Annotated in this window: 19 protein-coding genes and 3 tRNA genes; 15 read left to right on the top strand and 7 right to left on the bottom strand. The window is 31.9% G+C overall.

Going from position 1 to position 17,258, the window contains the following annotated elements; all coding sequences use genetic code 11:
- The first annotated feature begins 149 nt into the window (after positions 1–149).
- The 6 genes from WHD07_RS15445 to WHD07_RS15420 all read left to right on the top strand — a co-directional run bounded on the left by WHD07_RS15445 (position 150) and on the right by WHD07_RS15420 (position 3,150).
- Complete coding sequence (locus WHD07_RS15445; protein ID WP_298500494.1) at positions 150–515, top strand: transposase; 366 nt, start codon at positions 150–152, stop codon at positions 513–515.
- On the top strand, positions 479–1,372 hold the full coding sequence (locus WHD07_RS15440) for an IS3 family transposase (RefSeq protein ID WP_343331018.1): 894 nt from the start codon (positions 479–481) through the stop codon (positions 1,370–1,372). Before WHD07_RS15445 ends, WHD07_RS15440 begins: the two co-directional genes overlap by 37 nt.
- A 162-nt stretch (positions 1,373–1,534) precedes the next feature.
- Positions 1,535–1,867: a metalloregulator ArsR/SmtB family transcription factor gene (locus WHD07_RS15435; protein ID WP_343329102.1), complete on the top strand. Its 333-nt coding sequence runs from the start codon at positions 1,535–1,537 to the stop codon at positions 1,865–1,867.
- Entirely contained in the window at positions 1,857–2,351 is a 495-nt protein-coding gene (locus tag WHD07_RS15430; RefSeq protein WP_343329101.1) for an SRPBCC domain-containing protein, read from the top strand. The genes WHD07_RS15435 and WHD07_RS15430 overlap by 11 nt, the downstream gene beginning before the upstream one ends.
- Positions 2,352–2,356: 5 nt before the next feature.
- A complete protein-coding gene (locus WHD07_RS15425; RefSeq protein WP_343329100.1) occupies positions 2,357–2,731 on the top strand; it encodes a DoxX family protein in 375 nt (124 codons plus the stop codon).
- An 11-nt stretch (positions 2,732–2,742) separates the two neighbouring features.
- Positions 2,743–3,150: a VOC family protein gene (locus WHD07_RS15420; protein ID WP_343329099.1), complete on the top strand. Its 408-nt coding sequence runs from the start codon at positions 2,743–2,745 to the stop codon at positions 3,148–3,150.
- Between the two features lie 126 nt (positions 3,151–3,276).
- Here the strand turns inward: WHD07_RS15420 and WHD07_RS15415 are convergent, their stop codons facing one another.
- The gene (locus WHD07_RS15415) at positions 3,277–4,245 is read right to left on the bottom strand and encodes an IS110 family transposase (RefSeq protein WP_343328560.1); all 969 of its coding nucleotides are present in this window, start codon (positions 4,243–4,245) and stop codon (positions 3,277–3,279) included.
- A gap of 398 nt (positions 4,246–4,643) precedes the next feature.
- On the opposite strand from WHD07_RS15415, the gene WHD07_RS15410 reads away from it, so the two are divergent.
- The 6 genes from WHD07_RS15410 to WHD07_RS15385 all read left to right on the top strand — a co-directional run bounded on the left by WHD07_RS15410 (position 4,644) and on the right by WHD07_RS15385 (position 9,996).
- On the top strand, positions 4,644–6,200 hold the full coding sequence (locus WHD07_RS15410) for a PKD domain-containing protein (protein ID WP_343329098.1): 1,557 nt from the start codon (positions 4,644–4,646) through the stop codon (positions 6,198–6,200).
- 54 nt (positions 6,201–6,254) lie between these two features.
- A complete protein-coding gene (locus tag WHD07_RS15405) occupies positions 6,255–6,566 on the top strand; it encodes a transposase (protein ID WP_343328339.1) in 312 nt (103 codons plus the stop codon).
- An 8-nt stretch (positions 6,567–6,574) separates the two neighbouring features.
- Positions 6,575–7,462, top strand: a complete 888-nt coding sequence (locus WHD07_RS15400; protein WP_343330977.1) for an IS3 family transposase — start codon at positions 6,575–6,577, stop codon at positions 7,460–7,462.
- 96 nt (positions 7,463–7,558) lie between these two features.
- Positions 7,559–9,208 (top strand): T9SS type B sorting domain-containing protein, encoded by a 1,650-nt coding sequence (locus WHD07_RS15395; protein ID WP_343329097.1) that lies wholly within the window; start codon positions 7,559–7,561, stop codon positions 9,206–9,208.
- A gap of 262 nt (positions 9,209–9,470) precedes the next feature.
- Positions 9,471–9,710 carry a CopG family transcriptional regulator gene (locus WHD07_RS15390; protein WP_343329096.1) on the top strand — a complete coding sequence of 80 codons (240 nt, stop codon included), beginning with the start codon at positions 9,471–9,473 and terminating at the stop codon, positions 9,708–9,710.
- Positions 9,703–9,996, top strand: coding sequence for a type II toxin-antitoxin system RelE/ParE family toxin (locus WHD07_RS15385; protein WP_343329095.1), 294 nt, complete (start codon positions 9,703–9,705; stop codon positions 9,994–9,996). The genes WHD07_RS15390 and WHD07_RS15385 overlap by 8 nt, the downstream gene beginning before the upstream one ends.
- Before the next feature lie 447 nt (positions 9,997–10,443).
- Here the strand turns inward: WHD07_RS15385 and WHD07_RS15380 are convergent, their stop codons facing one another.
- Positions 10,444–11,682 (bottom strand): site-specific integrase, encoded by a 1,239-nt coding sequence (locus WHD07_RS15380; RefSeq protein WP_343329094.1) that lies wholly within the window; start codon positions 11,680–11,682, stop codon positions 10,444–10,446.
- A 208-nt stretch (positions 11,683–11,890) separates the two neighbouring features.
- Between WHD07_RS15380 and WHD07_RS15375 the strand changes: the two genes are divergently transcribed.
- Both WHD07_RS15375 and WHD07_RS15370 read left to right on the top strand, forming a co-directional pair.
- On the top strand, positions 11,891–12,241 hold the full coding sequence (locus WHD07_RS15375) for an ISAon1 family transposase N-terminal region protein (RefSeq protein ID WP_343329009.1): 351 nt from the start codon (positions 11,891–11,893) through the stop codon (positions 12,239–12,241).
- Entirely contained in the window at positions 12,228–13,217 is a 990-nt protein-coding gene (locus WHD07_RS15370; protein WP_422897657.1) for an ISAon1 family transposase, read from the top strand. Before WHD07_RS15375 ends, WHD07_RS15370 begins: the two co-directional genes overlap by 14 nt.
- Before the next feature lie 137 nt (positions 13,218–13,354).
- On the opposite strand, the gene WHD07_RS15365 is transcribed toward WHD07_RS15370, so the two are convergent.
- The 5 genes from WHD07_RS15365 to WHD07_RS15345 form a co-directional block, all read right to left on the bottom strand.
- Positions 13,355–13,428: transfer RNA gene (locus WHD07_RS15365), tRNA-Asp, on the bottom strand.
- Positions 13,429–13,630: 202 nt separating this feature from the next.
- Positions 13,631–13,703, bottom strand: a tRNA-Lys gene (locus WHD07_RS15360).
- A 119-nt stretch (positions 13,704–13,822) separates the two neighbouring features.
- Positions 13,823–13,895, bottom strand: a tRNA-Lys gene (locus WHD07_RS15355).
- A 56-nt stretch (positions 13,896–13,951) separates the two neighbouring features.
- Positions 13,952–14,725 carry an ABC transporter ATP-binding protein gene (locus WHD07_RS15350; RefSeq protein ID WP_105047634.1) on the bottom strand — a complete coding sequence of 258 codons (774 nt, stop codon included), beginning with the start codon at positions 14,723–14,725 and terminating at the stop codon, positions 13,952–13,954.
- A 3-nt stretch (positions 14,726–14,728) separates the two neighbouring features.
- The gene (locus WHD07_RS15345) at positions 14,729–15,469 is read right to left on the bottom strand and encodes an MlaE family ABC transporter permease (RefSeq protein WP_105047633.1); all 741 of its coding nucleotides are present in this window, start codon (positions 15,467–15,469) and stop codon (positions 14,729–14,731) included.
- Between the two features lie 108 nt (positions 15,470–15,577).
- Between WHD07_RS15345 and pafA the strand changes: the two genes are divergently transcribed.
- Positions 15,578–17,218, top strand: a complete 1,641-nt coding sequence (gene pafA, locus WHD07_RS15340) for an alkaline phosphatase PafA (protein ID WP_343329093.1) — start codon at positions 15,578–15,580, stop codon at positions 17,216–17,218.
- The last annotated feature ends 40 nt before the right edge of the window (positions 17,219–17,258 follow it).

Here is a 17,258-nt window from a genome sequence, read left to right as displayed (position 1 = left end):
GAAAGTGCTATATTTGGCCATTACAACATTTAATCAACGGCTTAGTGGGCTGATAGTTTTGTGTTTCGAAGTGCGCAACGCTTCTTACCGCCATCCGTTGTAAACCATTATGACCCGTCCTGAATAAAGGCTACATAATTTTAAACATTATGTACAAAAATGACAAAGTAATTAGACGGTATTCAGAACCTTTTAAACTGAAAATTTTAGACGAACTTACAACCGGAAAACTAAACAAATATCAACTAGGTAAAGCATACGGTATTGCACCTACAACCATTAACGAATGGATTAGAAAGTACAACCGTAAAGACCTGATGAACACTAGAATTAAAGTGGAAACTAAAGATGAAATAACACGTATTAAAGCGCTTCAAAAAGAAATCAAACAACTAAAACAACTCTTACTCAAAAAGGATTTAGATGCTTTGGTACTGGACTCTTATCTGGAAGTGGCAGCAGAACAGTTAGGTTATAAATCTGTAATCGAACTAAAAAAAAAGCTAAATATCTAGCCTTAGATAAAGCTAAAGAAAAGTCTAAGGGATTTGCTTCTTTAACCACTATAACTCATTGTTTTGGTTTAAAACGTGATGCGTATTACAAATACAAATCTAGAGCTGATAAACGTTTAAAAACAGAACAGCAGATTATTCAAATAGTACAAAAAAGACGCAGATCCCTTCCCAGAGAAGGCGTACGTAAACTTATAAAATCATTAGATGATGAGTTTGTTAAAGTCAATCTTAAAGTCGGTAGAGACACCCTATTTAACGTCCTTAGAAAACACAATATGCTTACACTTAGAAAGAAATATAGTTCTAGAACAACCAATTCATTGCACAGGTTCTACAAGTACAAAAACATCATTAAAGATGTAGAAGTCACAAAACCTAACCAAGTTTGGGTAAGCGATATAACATACATCAGAACCATTAAAGGCTTCTGCTATCTTGCGCTCATTACAGATATGTATTCTAGAAAGATTGTTGGTTATGACCTCAGTAATAGTCTGGAACTAAAAGGATGCGTGAGAGCTTTAAACAAGGCTCTGTACAAAGCAAAGAATGTTAAAGGTCTTATCCATCATTCAGACAGAGGAATACAGTATTGCAGTAATGTGTATACACAAATACTTAAAAGAAATAAGATAGATATTAGTATGACAGAAGAAAATCATTGTTACGAAAATGCTATGGCTGAGCGCGTAAACGGCATCTTAAAAGACGAATTCTATCTCGACCAGACCTTTACTGATGTGGCTCACGCCAAAAGAGCAACAAAAAATGCAATTAATCTATACAACGAAATAAGATTACATTTATCTTTAGACTTCAAAACACCGAATATGGTATATTTAAAAACAGCATAAATCAATTATTAACCCGTAGCCATATTTAAGGACTAGACATTTAAGAACAACCGTTTCTACACCAATTATTCCGACTGAATTTCAAAATTTCTGAAAAAAAATTGAAAAAATATTTGCGTAGTCAAATGGCTTCGTATATATTTGTAGTCAAATAACTTCATAATGAAATTAAGAAGAGACATATTTCAAGCAATTTCAGACCCGACAAGACGAGCGATTTTGGTTTTATTAACCTCACAAGCTATGACAGCAGGAGCAATTGCCGAAAACTTTGATGCAGCAAGACCTACAATTTCCAAACACATTCAGATTTTGAACGAATGCGAACTCGTAGAAGCAAACCAACAAGGTCGAGAAATCTACTACGAACTGAAAATCGAAAAAATGAAAGAAATCGATAAATGGGTAGAACAATTTAGAAAAATTTGGGAAAACCGTTTTGACCAACTTGACAATTTATTATCAACACTTAAAAACAAGAAAAATGAAAAATAATCTATTATTCGACTTTACTGTCGACAAAAAAACGAGTACCGTTTTTGTAAACCGAGAATTTGATGCAAACCAACCAATGGTTTGGGATGCTTTTACAAAAAAGGAAATCCTTGACCAATGGTGGGCACCACAACCTTGGAAATCAAGAACAAAGTATATGAACTTTGAAGAAGGTGGACGAAGATTTTACGCAATGGTCGGTCCCGAAGGCGAAGAACATTGGTCCATTCAAGACTTTACTTCAATTTCACCCAAGGACAATTTCCAATTCAAGGACGCTTTTGCAGACAAGGAAGAAAATATTAACGAACAAATGCCTTCTGCCAATTGGAACTTGGACTTTAGCGAAACTGATGGTATTACAACTGTAAAGATTTCTATCAAACACGCAAAACTTGAAGACCTTGAGATGCACATACAGATGGGCTTCAAAGAAGGGTTTACAGCGACATTAAACCATTTAGCAAAACTTTTAAAACCATAAAGACAATGAAAAAAGCTAAAATCATTTTTTGGACGGCTACAATTATTATAGCACTTTGGGAAGCCATTATGCCAATGAGTACTTGGATTTTTGCACCAGAGTATATGACAATCGGAACAAAAGCTTTAGGCTATCCCGATTATTTCGCATACTCATTAGCTATTGCAAAAGTCCTTGGGGTTATCGCAATCATTTACCCAAAAACACCTGATAAGCTAAAAGAATGGGCATATTCAGGACTTTCATTTACACTTATTTTTGCGTTCATAAGTCACGCTTGTGTAGATAAAAACATCGGTTATATGATTATGCCTTTGACTTTCTTGGGCATACTTGCACTTTCTTACCATTACAAAAACAAAATTCAAACAATAAACTAAAAATCGAAAAAATGGCAAAACAAATCTTTATCAATTTAGCTGTTAAAAACGTCAAAAAATCAATGGACTTTTATACAGCATTGGGATTTACGAACAATCCTCAATTTTCAGACGACACCACAAAATGTATGGTGTGGAGCGATACAATTTTCGTAATGCTAATGGCACACGAAAAGTTTTCAACCTTTGCCACCAAGCCAATTGCAGACACGAAAGTAAATATTGCCGGACTTTATTCTTTGTCTGCCGATAGCGTGGATGAAATGAATGAAATCTTGGAAAACGGATTAAGGGCAGGCGGAAATGAACCAAACGAATTAAGGGATTACGGTTTTATGCAACAACGAACAATCGAAGATTTAGATGGACACACTTGGGAAATGTTCTATATGGATATGTCAAAAATGCCAACGGAATAAACTGCCCACAACAAAGAACTGAGCTAAAAAACAACTCTTTTCTTCATTAAATTTACGCACTATTATTTTAGGCTCATAATGCTATGAATTCGTATTTTGAGCTTTTATTTTTTATGTAAATACTACTTATTTTGATAAAACAGAAACGTACGTTTCGTCATATGGTAAACCTGATTTTGCAATAGCAAAACTCTGTTTTATCAGTTTATTTGAAACCGCTATTAAAGCCAATTTCTTACTCTTACCCTTGTTAACAATTCGCTCATAAATCTCGCGACATCCTTTATTATGCTTGCAAGCTGTAAAAGCACAGAGAAACAAGAGGTTGCGTAACTTCCTATTTCCAACCTTACTTATTCTACTTCTTCCACGTACACTACTCCCAGATACTCTTATCGTTGGAGTAATTCCTACATAACTACATAATTGTGAAGCTGTTTCAAATTTCTTAAATCCATCAGTAATTACAATTAAAAACAATGCCGTTTTCAATCCTATTCCTGGAATACTAGTTAGCAATGTTAACTGTGCTTGTTGGTCTTGTTTTACTAATGATAGTACTTTTGTTTCGATTCCTAAAATCTCTTTGTCTAAATGTTTTTTAGTCCGTTTTAATGAACCATAAACCCACTTAGAGGGAATCCCTAAAACTTCTTCTCCGTGGATTTTATTCTTAACCGCTGTGCGTTTTTTAATATCACTATCTAATAACCTAAACAACTGTAAACACTCACTCTGAACATTAGTAAGAGCCGTATACAATGGAACTTCATTGATACTTCCATATTCACAGATAGCCTTTGCATCACTTTTATCCGTCTTTACTTTAGATAATTTCATTTGGATAAAACGCTTTACAGACAAAGGATTTACCACCGATACAAAAATGCTTTGTTTGTATAAAAACTGAGCTAATCTGTAATGGTAATAACCTGTTGCTTCCATAATAACTAATGAGTTTTTAGGTAAACTTTTTAAAAAGGTTTTAAACCCTAATTCATCATTTTTAAATTGATCATGACCATTTGTACTTCCATAAACATCAAAAACGTCTTTACTGATGTCAACTCCAAAAATTTCCTTATATTTATTCATAAGAACTGATTTATGAAAGAATAACCTACTTTTACTCACAACAACTTGAAATCGAGATCTAGGTCTCACAGAACTGAACGTGATTGTTAGTAGAAAAGAGAGAGGATTATCAATGTTGTCGAAGTCTTGGCTTCACCGTGTATATTAACCTTAATTCTCTCTTTTATTCTTTCTGATTTATATACTTAAATTTAGTCTTTTATTATAAAATGCTAACTTAAGCCGTGTAAAAAACATTGCTTATTTTAGTTAAGCCGTTTGGTCGTTGCTTTGTTTGCTAGCTTCTGATTTTCCTTCGGAAAATCCTCGCACACAAACACGCAACTTTCCATATACATTAACGTTGGCAACAAGCTGAAAATACGAACAAGAATGACCACAACTATATTCAAAAAAATATGTTTAAAAGCTTAGCCCTACTTTTACTTGTATTATCTTTTCAATGTGTAAATGCCCAAATTAAATTAACACACAATATTGGAACTACACCTATAGAAACGGGTATGGTTTCTTGCGAGGAGGATGAGTCTTGGTCCAGAGTTTTCAATTTGTCAGATTTTGGGATAACAACTAATGAGCAATTTATTATTCGCTCCGCAGAAGTTGGTATAAGTAAATCTTATAACGGGGCTTATTTAGGGTTTAATATTTTTAGTGTTGATACAAATTTTCCCAATTCAATACCTGTTTTATTAGGAAGTGGTGGTTATATGTTATTGCCTCAAATAGATACTCCACAAATTGTTCAATTTGATTTTAGCAAACCCTTTGTTGTTCCTGCTGGTGTAGAAAGAATACTAGTTACCGTTGGAAAAAGTGTAGATTTTTACAATCCTAATTCTGCAGAAGTAATTATAGCCGGTACAGCAGAAGATACAGGAGATTCTTGGTATAAAGGGTGTAGAAAATATTATTCGTATACGTCAACTACAGATTTAGATTCGCCTGTTCCTAATGCAAATTTTTATATAAATGTTACTGGTGAAAAATATAGTGCTTCAAATTATGGGGCTAATACCACATTAACACATAATTTTTGTGATGAAGTTATTAAAACAATGAATCATTCTTGTTCATCATCATATACTTATTTTGCAAGAGATTATTATTTAGAAGATTTTGGAATTTCAACCAATGAAGCTTTTGTAATCAACTCTGGACAAGTAGGTATTAGTTATGGTACTTGGGGAGCAACAATTCAATTTAATATTTACAAAATAGATGATAATTTTCCAGATTCTTTCTCTGAAACTGATTTAATAGGAAGCAGTCAGGAATATCAATTTCCTTATGAAAGCGATCTGGTCAGAATTTTAAACCTAGATTTTGATACAGCAGTTGTAATTCCATCTGATGTTACTCGAATACTTGTTGAGGTTAAAAAAGGAGTTGCCTATGGTTCTGCTTTAGCCCATTTTGCTGGGACAGTTCAAGATGATGGAGCTCCTTCATGGTATAAAGGTTGTGTTGCCGGACCAACTTATGTAAATACTGATGTTATAAATCAAGATTATGGTTTACCTGGCAAAGACTATAATGTATATATTAATGTTAAAGGAAAAACCATACACACTTCAAATAATTTTGAAATGAACATTTCAAATATTTGTTCAGAGTTTTTAAAAGAGTTTAGTGTTGAAAAAAAGGAAGAAATTGCATCTATAGTTTGGAATTTTGGAGATCCAGTATCAGATATTGAGAATACATCAACAGATCTATCTCCTTATCACGATTTTTCGGCAGATGGCACTTATACAGTTACTGCCACAGTTACCGCTTTTGATGGAAGCGCAGAGGTGTTATCTGAAACTATTAATGTAAAAGAACCACCAAATGCCTACGGTATTAATAATTTAGAAGCTTGTGAAGATACTTTTGGCACAGGAATTTCTACGTCTTTTGATACTTCAAATATTCAATCTCAAGTTTTAGGAGGCCAAACAGGTATAGTTTAGCCCCTTAATAGTTCGGAGTGATATTTTAAATTTCAAAACTAATATATTTGAGATATGAAATACAAGAAATGGACATTAGAACAGAAGTTAGAAATTCTATCAGTTTCAGAAGAAATAGGTATTGTAGAAGCCTGCCGAAAATACAGTGTAAGCACTGGAACATTTTACAGTTGGCGAAAGAAGTTTGAGCACAAAGGAGAAGCAGGTTTGAAGGTAACTTATGATACCAAGAGTAAAGAACTTAAAGAGGCAGAAGAAGAGAATCGAGTTTTAAGAAAATTATTAAGTGATAGAGAAATTGAGCTTGAAGTACAACGAGAACTTTTAAAAAAAAAGTTTGGAACGTCCGATCCAAGAAAGATTTAGTCAATGCAATTTATAAAAAATATAAGTGTAGCAAAACAAAAATCCTAAAAATGGTAGGTATTGTAGAGAGTAGTTACTACAGAGAACCTAGTGGTGGTAAAAAAGGAAATAAGCCAACTAAAGAAACTTTTCATAAGACCAAAGGCTTTGTATTACAAAACGATGTAGTTGCAGCTATAAAAGAAATTTTACAGCATGAGTTTATAGATTGTGGTTATCGATTAATGACCAGCTATTTAAAAAGAGAGGGGTACACTATAAATCATAAAAAACTATATAGAATTATGAAAGAAGAAGGCTTACTCAAACTAGATAATAGGATAGATAGAAGTGGTTCAGGACGCAAGTTTGTAAAGTTCAGAAAAGTTCACACTTCTAAGCCCTTAGAATGCCTGGAAATGGATATAAAAATGGTTTGGATACCAAGTGTAGGAAAGAATGCTTATTTACTCTCGGTCATAGACGTTCATACTCGTAGAATACTAAAAGACTATTTTTCTTTTACCATTAAACAGCATCACGTTATTACATTACTATCTGAGTTGTTTCAAGATTATGATTACCCCAATAATGTAGTTATTAGAAGTGATAATGGAAGCCAATTTATAGCTAAAAGAGTACGTGAATACTTAGGTTTAATCGGAGTACAACAAGAATTTACACACATTGCAACACCTGAGGAAAATGCACATATAGAAGCGTATCACGGAATATTAAAAAAAGAAGTTTTTAAAAGGTTCGACTATCAATATTTTGGTGAAATAGAGCAAATATTAAAACGATACGTGAAATTTTATAACAATAGAAGACTTCACGGATTGTTGGGACGTATAACCCCAATGGAAAAATGGAATACAGATAAACATCTAATTATGATGAAAAATTTAACAGCTTAATTAATAATCGAAATTTAAAAGATTACTCTTGTTTTATAGGGGTCAAAACAAGGTAAGTTTGTTACTTATATTGATGGAAAAGGAAATGAATACGATTTGCTACCAAATCCTTTTACAAATTCGGTAAAAGATAAAGAAACTATTACAGTAAGAGTTGCTAGAAATGAAGAACAATGCTGTTACTCTGAAATTACGTTTGATTTAATTATAAATTCATTACCAGATGTATCAAAAGTTGAAGATATTTTTGAATGCAATGGTGATAGTGACGGATTTGCAACTTTTAATTTATCCCAAATTCAATCAGATTTAACGGCAAATAATATACAACTAGATTTTTATTTTCAAGATGGTCAACAAATTTCTAGTGCTCAATTAAATGCAGTGGATAATAAAGTTAAAAACCAAGAATCTATAACAGTAAGAGTCACTAATAAGCAAACTAATTGCTATAATGAAACTACATTTAATATTGTAGTATCTTCCTTGCCAATTGCAAATACGTTGGCAGATATTGCTGGTTGCGATGATAATAATGATGGGATTTCAGAATATTTTGATACATCAACTATTGAAACATTAGTTTTAGGAAATCAAACAGGAATGGTCATTTCATATTTTAATTCTAATGGAAACCAATTATCAAGTCCATTACCAAATCCTTATACAAATATCATTGCAAACCAAGAAATTTTAACCGTAAGAGTTACTAACCCAATAACAAAATGTTATGCTGAAACGTTTTTAAATTTAATAACATCCACACAACCTCAAATTAATCAGCCTCTCAATTTGTACGCTTGTGATGAAGGTAACGGAATTGGCTATTTCGATACATCTACAATTGAAAATCAATTGATAGGTAATCAAATAGGGTTACTTATATTTTATTCAGATAAAAATGGAAATGAATTGTCAAATCCTTTGCCGATAAATTATCAAAATACAGTTGCATGGTCACAAACTATTAATGTTAGAGTTGAAAATGAATTAAATTCATTGTGTTATTCAGAAACCAGTTTTGAAATGATTGTAAACGAGTTACCAAAAATTAATTTAGAAAATAATTATTTTTTATGTGATTTGGAGCCATCGTTATATATTACATCCAATTCAACTTTTGATTATTGGAAATGGACTTTTGAAGATGGGTCAGTAATTTCAAATTCCTTTGAAGCAAATTTAATAGATGCAGGTATTTATACACTTCGTGTTTCTAAAATAAATAATGGAACATCCTGCGAAAATTCATTTTCATTAAATTTAATTCGCTCAAATCTACCTAAAATTGACGAAGTCAAAATTCAAGATATTTCAGATAATAATTATGTTGAAATAATTACTTCTGGTGACGGTGATTTTGAATATTCTATTGATGGTTTTAATTTTCAAGATGATAACAGATTTTATAACCTATTAGGAGGTATTTATAATATTCAAGTTAGAGATAAAAAAGGTTGTGGATTGGATGAACAAGAAGTTGTATTAGTAGATTATCCTAAGTTTTTCACCCCAAATAACGATGGGTTTAATGACAATTGGCAAATTAGAGGAATTGAAAAATTTCCAAATTCAGTAATTTATATTTTTGATAGATTCGGTAAGTTATTAAAGCAACTTACATTTAATGATTTAGGTTGGGATGGAACTTACAATGGAAAACATTTGTTTGCATCAGATTATTGGTTTACTGCTTATTTAGGAGATAGTAGGAGTTTTAAAGGACATTTTTCATTAATACGCTGAAAAATTACAATCCTATGAAATGTAAAAAGCCAATTGCCAACACCATATATAAAAAATTGCTATTTTTAGCTTAACCAAAGTTAGTTGCTCGTTTACTTGCATCCGATTTTCCTTCGGAAAATCCTCGCACTCAAACACGCAACTTTCCATACACATAACCGTTACCAACAATAAAACCCAACTGTCTGAAGTTTAGTGTTTGGGGTTGAAATATTTTGTAAATACTTTTTTTTGGTGTAAATTTACATCAAAAACGAATCACATGGCACGACAAAGCATTTCATTGACACAACCAAATGACGAATGGTTAAAAACCCAAGTGGAAACTAACGAGTATTCCAGTAAAAGTGAACTCGTAAACGACCTAATAAGACAGGCTAGAAATCAACAACGCCAAATAGATTGGATAAGCTCGAAATTAGAAAGAGCTGAAAATAGTGGTTTTACTAATGATAGTAAAGAGCAAATTTTAGCAAAATCAAAGTCTTTATTAAATGACTAAATACAAATTAAGTAACGTAGCTAAAGATGACTTAATTAGAATTCATCATTACGGCGTAAAGAAATTTGGAATAACACAAGCTGATAAATATTTCAACTCATTTTTTGAGTATTTTGACATTATTGCTCAACGACCTTTCTCATTTGAATCGGTTGACTTTATAAAACAAGATTATAGACGCTGTGTCTGTGGATCTGACAGCATTTATTTTAAAGTTAATAATGACAATAAGATTATAGAGATTATGGCTATCATTGGAAGGCAAGATTTAAATAATATATTATAAAATTACAGTTGGTAACACCGTGTAAAAATAATTGCTTGGTTCTTGCCTACTTGGAAAATCCTACGGATTTTCCTCTGGTTCGTTCCATTTTTTGTAAGTTAGTTGCTTAATCCCGCAACTTTCCATTTACAAACACGTTAAAAAACATGGCTTAATTTTCGCGATTTTTTTTTTTGAATTTTAAGTTACCAATTTCGAAAAAACTGTGCTAGAAATTTTCAAAATTCACGGTGGTTTTATGCAAAACGATTCTATACTTGCATTCTTAAATATGCAGAACCGCTAAAGTTGTAAAAAAAGCGCGATTTAAACGTTTTTTTATTACATTTTATTTTACAACTATTTTGTGGGTTATTATAAAATTTCACTTTTAGAGCTATAAAAAGTGATCTATTCTGTAAGTTCAAAATCAAAAAAATATAATAACTTAAAACGATTGAATAATATCTAAAAACTAGTTTTCTGAACAGAAAAGCGGTCTTTTAGCCTTTGCATGTCCTCACTTATCTTTCTTTCTATCACTCTAGCATAAATTTGAGTCGTGACAATTTTGGTATGACCCAATAATTTAGATACCGTTTCTATTGGAACTCCATTGCTTAAAGTTACTGTTGTTGCAAAAGTATGTCGAGCCATATGGAATGTAAGGTTCTTATTGATACCACACATGTCAGCTATTTCTTTTAGATAGCTATTCAACTTTTGGTTAGACAAGTAAGGCATCAATCCACCTGAAAACATGGTCCTTGGATGATCTTCATATTTCTCTATCAATGATTCCACTACAGGCAACAACGGTATTTTTACTGGGGTCTTTGTTTTTAATCTTTCTGTCATTATCCAACTATTGCCATCAATTCCTGACAAAATATTATCTCTTTTGAGCTTCATAATATCGACATAGCACATTCCTGTGTAACAACCGAAAATAAACAGATCCTTAACTGTCATGAGCCTGTCGATAGGACAAGATACACGCTCAATCTTTTGAAGCTCGGTTTCTGTAAGGAATTCACGTTCTTTCTTCTCCAACTTTGGCTTGAATTGAACAAAAGGGTCTCTATCAATCCACTCCATATTAAAAGCTAGAGTAATTATTTTTCTAAGTCTTTGAATATGTTTCATTGCTACATTGTTACTGATCGTTCCCTGCGATGGCCTCGATTGATAGCCCCTTAGGAAACTCTCAAAGCCAATGATAAATTCATAATCCAAGTTCTGAAGGTGTATATCTAAAGTTTTATGCTTTTTTTTCAAGTATGCAAAAACATGCTTTTCAGTTGTTTTGTAATGCCCTATAGTGTTAGCCTTCAGCTTGTGTACCATGGCTTTATCATGGTATTCAAAAATGTCCCTAAGGGAATAATGAATTTTATCCTCACCCAAATACCTTGCCTTGATGAGTTCAGCTGTCAGAATTCGATTTTCCATTTTTAGTTCCCTATAACATTGAACAATTCCTGATTTGACTTCATCAAGATATAAATTCATTACTTTAACGGTTGGGCTATTTCCTTTTAATTTTTGGGATTTTGGATTCCAAGTTTTAACATCAACTTTATGTTTAAGGCTGATATTGACCTTTTTACCATTTACGGTAATCCGGGCATAAATATTTATCTGGTTGTTTTGGGCTCGTTTGGTATAAATCCAAAAAAGCACAGAAAATGTTAAAGAAGTACGCATAGTTATCGTCTTTAGATTGTTAAACATTCATTGAGACGAAAGTCAAATCAACTATACTAAGGGTTATTTCAAAATTTAGGTCTAATTTTCAACTATGTTGACGATTAAAAATAAACTGTTGACGATTTGTGGACATTTAAAGGGTCAAGTCAAAAAGTTGTGGAGTAAATTAAAAAGCATGAACTTTGCTTTCTAATAAACCTCTATTTTGGATACTTCAATTGAACTAACAAAACTATTATTACCAGAAATTCTTGTTGACTATTTTAAATTAACGAAACACGAAGTTAAAAATGGAGAACTTCATTTCTATTTTACAGAATTAAATACAATTCCAGAAGAATTTAAACCCCTTAAATTAAGCTCTAAAGGCTTTTTCCCAGAGGCTACGGTGCAAGATTTTCCAATACGTGGTAAAAACGTTTTTCTACATGTTATTAGACGACGTTGGGTTGAAGAAAATTCTAAAAAAGTAGTTACAAGAAATTGGCAATTAGTAGCAAAAGGCACTAGAATAACTAGTGAATTTGCTGCTTTTTTAAAAGATATCAGTCAGTAATAACGCTACTAGCGCTAGTACTGTAGCTAATTTCTACGGGGTAAATCCCAGAAGTTTACAAAGACAGTATAAGGATTATTTAAGTGATTTTAAAGCTTGGGATCAACAGAAGCACGCAACAGATTGGTTATTGTTTGCAAAGAATTTAGGGACTCACTTATCACTTGATGAAACTGCCTTTTCTAACGGTGATTTATATACCATAATAACAAATAAATTAGCTAAAGGAAAGAAAGGCGCAATAGTAGCCATGATCAAAGGAACTAAAGCTGAAGTTGTCATAAAAATACTTCATAAAATTCCTTTAAAACACAGGAAGAAAGTTATGGAAGTAACCTTGGATATGGCGGGAAATATGGGGCTTATAGTCAAGAAATCCTTTCCAAACGCTGCCTTAGTAATAGACCGTTTTCATGTGCAAAAATTAGCCTTAGATGCACTGCAAGAAATAAGAATTAAACATCGATGGGAAGCGATTGATACTGAGAATGATGCCATTGAAAACGCCAGAAGTAAATCTTTAAAATACAACCCAAAACTATTACCTAATGGAGATACACTCAAACAACTATTAGCTAGAAGCAGATATCTATTATATAAATCAAGTCGTAAATGGACTAAAAATCAATCTATAAGAGCAGAAATACTGTTTGAAAAATATCCGGATTTAGAGAAAGCATACAAGTTATGCCAAAATCTATCTTGGATATTCAATAACACTAAAGATAAAACATCAGCACTTATAAGACTTGCTAAATGGGATGAAAAAGTAAGGCAAGCAGCGTTTAAAAGCTTCAATACTATAGCTAGAACAATGTCCATACATTACAAAAACATCTTAAACTATTTTGATAATCGAAGTACTAATGCTTCTGCAGAATCATTCAACGCTAAAATTAAAGCCTTTAGAGCACAGTTTAGAGGCGTCAGAAATGTGGATTTTTTCTTATTTAGACTTAGCACTATTTTTGCGTAATCCTTAAATCCCACAACTTTTTGACTTGATCCCATTTAAAGTTAAATAATATATTTTAAAATATAACCCTAAAAACGAAAAAACCCCGCCAATCATATGATTAGCGAGGTTTTGATTCTAAATGATAACTTTAAAAGCGGTCTGGACGGGACTCGAACCCGCGACCCCCTGCGTGACAGGCAGGTATTCTAACCAGCTGAACTACCAGACCGTTGCTTTTAGCGGCTGCAAATATAACATCTTTTTTGTATAAAAAAAACTTTCTTATCTTTTTCTGTTATTTTTTTTACCTATAATTACTAGACAACAAAAAATTAACACTTTTTTTAAAAAAAGAATGTCTTTTAAAGCACAACCTTTTCTAAATATTTATAAATAAAAAAAGCTTCACAAAAAATGTGAAGCTTTTTAAGTGACCGGGCTGGGGCTCGAACCCAGGACCCTCTCCTTAAAAGGGAGATGCTCTACCAACTGAGCTACCAGGTCTTTAGTTTTTTATCTTAACACCTGAAAAGATATTTATTTAACTTAAGATAACAACTTTTAAATAGAGATTATCTTATAAAAAAACTTCATGTTTGTCAGATGAAGCTCTTAATTTCTTGTGACCGGGCTGGGGCTCGAACCCAGGACCCTCTCCTTAAAAGGGAGATGCTCTACCAACTGAGCTACCAGGTCAATTTATTTCCTTTTTAGCGGCTGCAAAGATATGCTTTATTTTAAATAAACCAAATCTATTTATATCTTTTTTCATTTAAATACGCTTCTCTAACTTTCTTAAATAAATTAGACGAATACACAAAACTTACAACAGCCTCATTATCAGTTTTAAATATATCTTCACTAGTTCCTTCCCAAGCTTTTTTACCATCCTTTAAAAAAATTATTTTTTCTCCAATTTCCATCACAGAATTCATATCATGGGTATTAATTACAGTTGTAATTTTATATTCGTCTGTAATTTCTTGAATCAATTTATCTATTACAATGGCAGTACGAGGATCTAAGCCCGAGTTAGGTTCATCACAAAACAAGTATTTAGGATTCATAACAATGGCTCTTGCAATGGCAACTCTTTTTTGCATTCCACCAGATAATTCTGCAGGTAATTTTTTATTTGAATTTTCTAAGTTGACTCTTTTTAAAACAAAGTTTACACGCTCTAGCATTTCCTCGAAAGGTTTATTTGTAAACATTTTTAATGGAAACATCACATTTTCTTCTACGGTTTGAGAATCAAACAATGCACTTCCCTGAAAAACCATCCCAATTTCTTGCCTCCATTGTTGTTTTTCGTTTTCTGTAAATTGTGTATTAATTCTTCCATCAAAAGCAATAGTTCCTTCTTCTGGCATGTGTAAACCAATTAGTGACTTTATAAATACTGTTTTACCAGAACCACTTTCACCAATGATTAAACTTGTTTCTCCTGGAAGAAAAGTAGCTGTAATACCTTTTAATACTTTTACGTCTCCAAAACCTTTATGTAAATTATTTACTTCTATCATTTTTTAGGTTAAAAGCATTTGAGTTAAAAAATAATTTGCAATTACAATTAAAATAGTTGTCCAAACCACCGCTTGTGTACTTGCTTTACCAACAGCTATAGAACCTCCTTTTACATAATAACCATGATAAGATGGCACAGTAGCTATTAAAAACGCAAAAATTAAAGTTTTAATAATAGCATATGTTAATAAAAATGGATCAAAATCGGTTTGTATACCTTCTATATAGTCTGCTCCAGAAAAAAGACCAGATAAAACACCTGTAACCCAGCCTCCTAAAATACCTAAAAACATACCTAATGATATTAAGAAAGGATAAAAGAAAACGGTTGCTAAAACTTTAGGTAACACTAAATGACTTAGTGCATTTATACCCATAACTTCTAACGCATCAATTTGTTCTGTAACACGCATTGTACCAATACTAGATGTTATATAAGACCCTACTTTACCCGCTAAAATAATAGAACAAAAAGTAGGTGCAAACTCTAAAATAATAGAACGTTTTGCAGCAAAACCTATTAAAGATTTCGGAATAAATGGATTGTCTAAATTTAAAGCCGTTTGCAATGCAATTACACCTCCTATAAAAAAGGAAATAAACATTATTATACCTAAAGACTTTAAGCCTAAATCATCAATTTCTTTTAGTAAAGCCTCATAAAAAACCTTTCCTTTTTGCGGTTTTTTAAAAACTCTACCTAACATCATAAAATATTTACCAATATGTTCTAGGTAATTCATTCATTTTAATTTTGTGCTAAAGTATTAAAATATCATTAATAGAAAGTTAAATTGACCATATCAAAACAAAAAATAATTACTTTTGATCAATAATTTAATTATACCCTTATGAAATTCAAATTTATTTTTAGTTTAATCTGTTTATTTATTTTTTCAGGAAACACAAAACTAACATCACAAAATAAAAAACCAAAATTGGTAGTTGGTATTGTTATCGACCAAATGAGATATGATTATTTAACTAGGTTTGCTGATAGATATGGGAAAGACGGATTTAATAGAATTTTAAAAGATGGATTTTCATTAGAAAATGCACATTACAACTATATACCAACATATACAGCTGTTGGTCACACCTCTATTTATACAGGAACCACACCAAGTGAACATGGTATTATTTCTAACAATTGGTATGATAAATACCTTAAAAAATCTATTTATTGTGTAGATGATGCTACTTTTAAAACCGTTGGTAATGATGGTAATTATGGTCAAAAATCTCCAAAGAGACTTTTTACATCAACCATAACAGACCAATTACATTTAGCGCAAAACATGCATGGAAAAACAATTGGGGTTTCTATAAAAGATCGTTCTGCTATTTTGCCTGCAGGTCATACTGCAAATGGAGCTTTTTGGTACGATGGGCGTAATTTTAATACTTGGGTTACCAGTACTTTTTACATGAATGAACTGCCACAATGGGTAAAAGATTTTAACACTAATAATAAAGCCGATGATTATTTAAATACTCCTTGGAAAACACTTTACAACATTGACACCTACACAAACAGTAGAGCGGACAATAATATTTTTGAAGGAAAATTAAAAGGGCAAAAAACACCTACTTTTCCTAAAGACTTAAAAGATTTACGTACAAAAAACGGAAATTTCGACTTAATAAAAACGGTTCCTTCTGGGAACACTTTTACTGCCGATTTTGCAAAAGCTGCAATTATAGGTGAAAATCTTGGTAAAGGGGAATATACAGATTTTTTAGCTGTTAGTTTTTCTCCAACAGATTACGTGGGTCATAAATATGGTGTTTCTGCTGTAGAAACAGAAGATACTTATTTACGTTTAGACAAAGATTTAGCAGACTTTTTTAAATTTCTAGACCAACAAGTTGGAAAAGGTAACTACACTTTATTTTTAACAGCAGATCACGCAGCAGTGCACGTACCTGCCTATTTACAATCTTTAAAAATTCCTGCTCATTATTTAAACATAAAAAAGTTTAACGAATTTGTTATAGAAACTACTAAAAAGTATTTTAATTCTGATGAACTGATAGAAAACGTTTCTAACTATCAAATATTTTTAAATAAAGAAAAAATAGCGTCTTTAAATTTAGATGCAAACACAGTGGCTCAAAAATTAGCTGATGAAATTATTAATTTTGATGGCATTTATAAAGTAGTAACAGCAAGAACTTTACAAACCACACATTTTTCTTCTGGCATATTAAATTCGCTTCAAAACGGATACAATCAAAAATTATCTGGAGACGTCTTTATGATTCCAAATCCAGCCACTTTAATTAGCGGAAGAACAGGTACAAGCCATGGTTCTGGTTATTCTTATGATACACATGTACCAATTATTTTCTATGGAAATGGTATTAAACAAGGTTCGTCATCAAAAAGATACAATATTACAGATATTGCACCAACAATTTCCAACCTATTAAATATTGAATCTCCTAACGGTACAAATGGAGTTGTAATTGATGAAGTTTTAGAAAAATAAAAATGTAGAATTCTATTAATAATTCTTAATAGTTAAGTTT

The sequence above is a fragment of the Polaribacter staleyi genome, assembly GCF_038024045.1.
In the GTDB taxonomy this organism is placed as follows: domain Bacteria; phylum Bacteroidota; class Bacteroidia; order Flavobacteriales; family Flavobacteriaceae; genus Polaribacter; species Polaribacter butkevichii.
The sequence above is the reverse complement of the archived record's forward strand: the minus strand, read 5'-3'. Positions and strand labels throughout refer to the sequence as shown.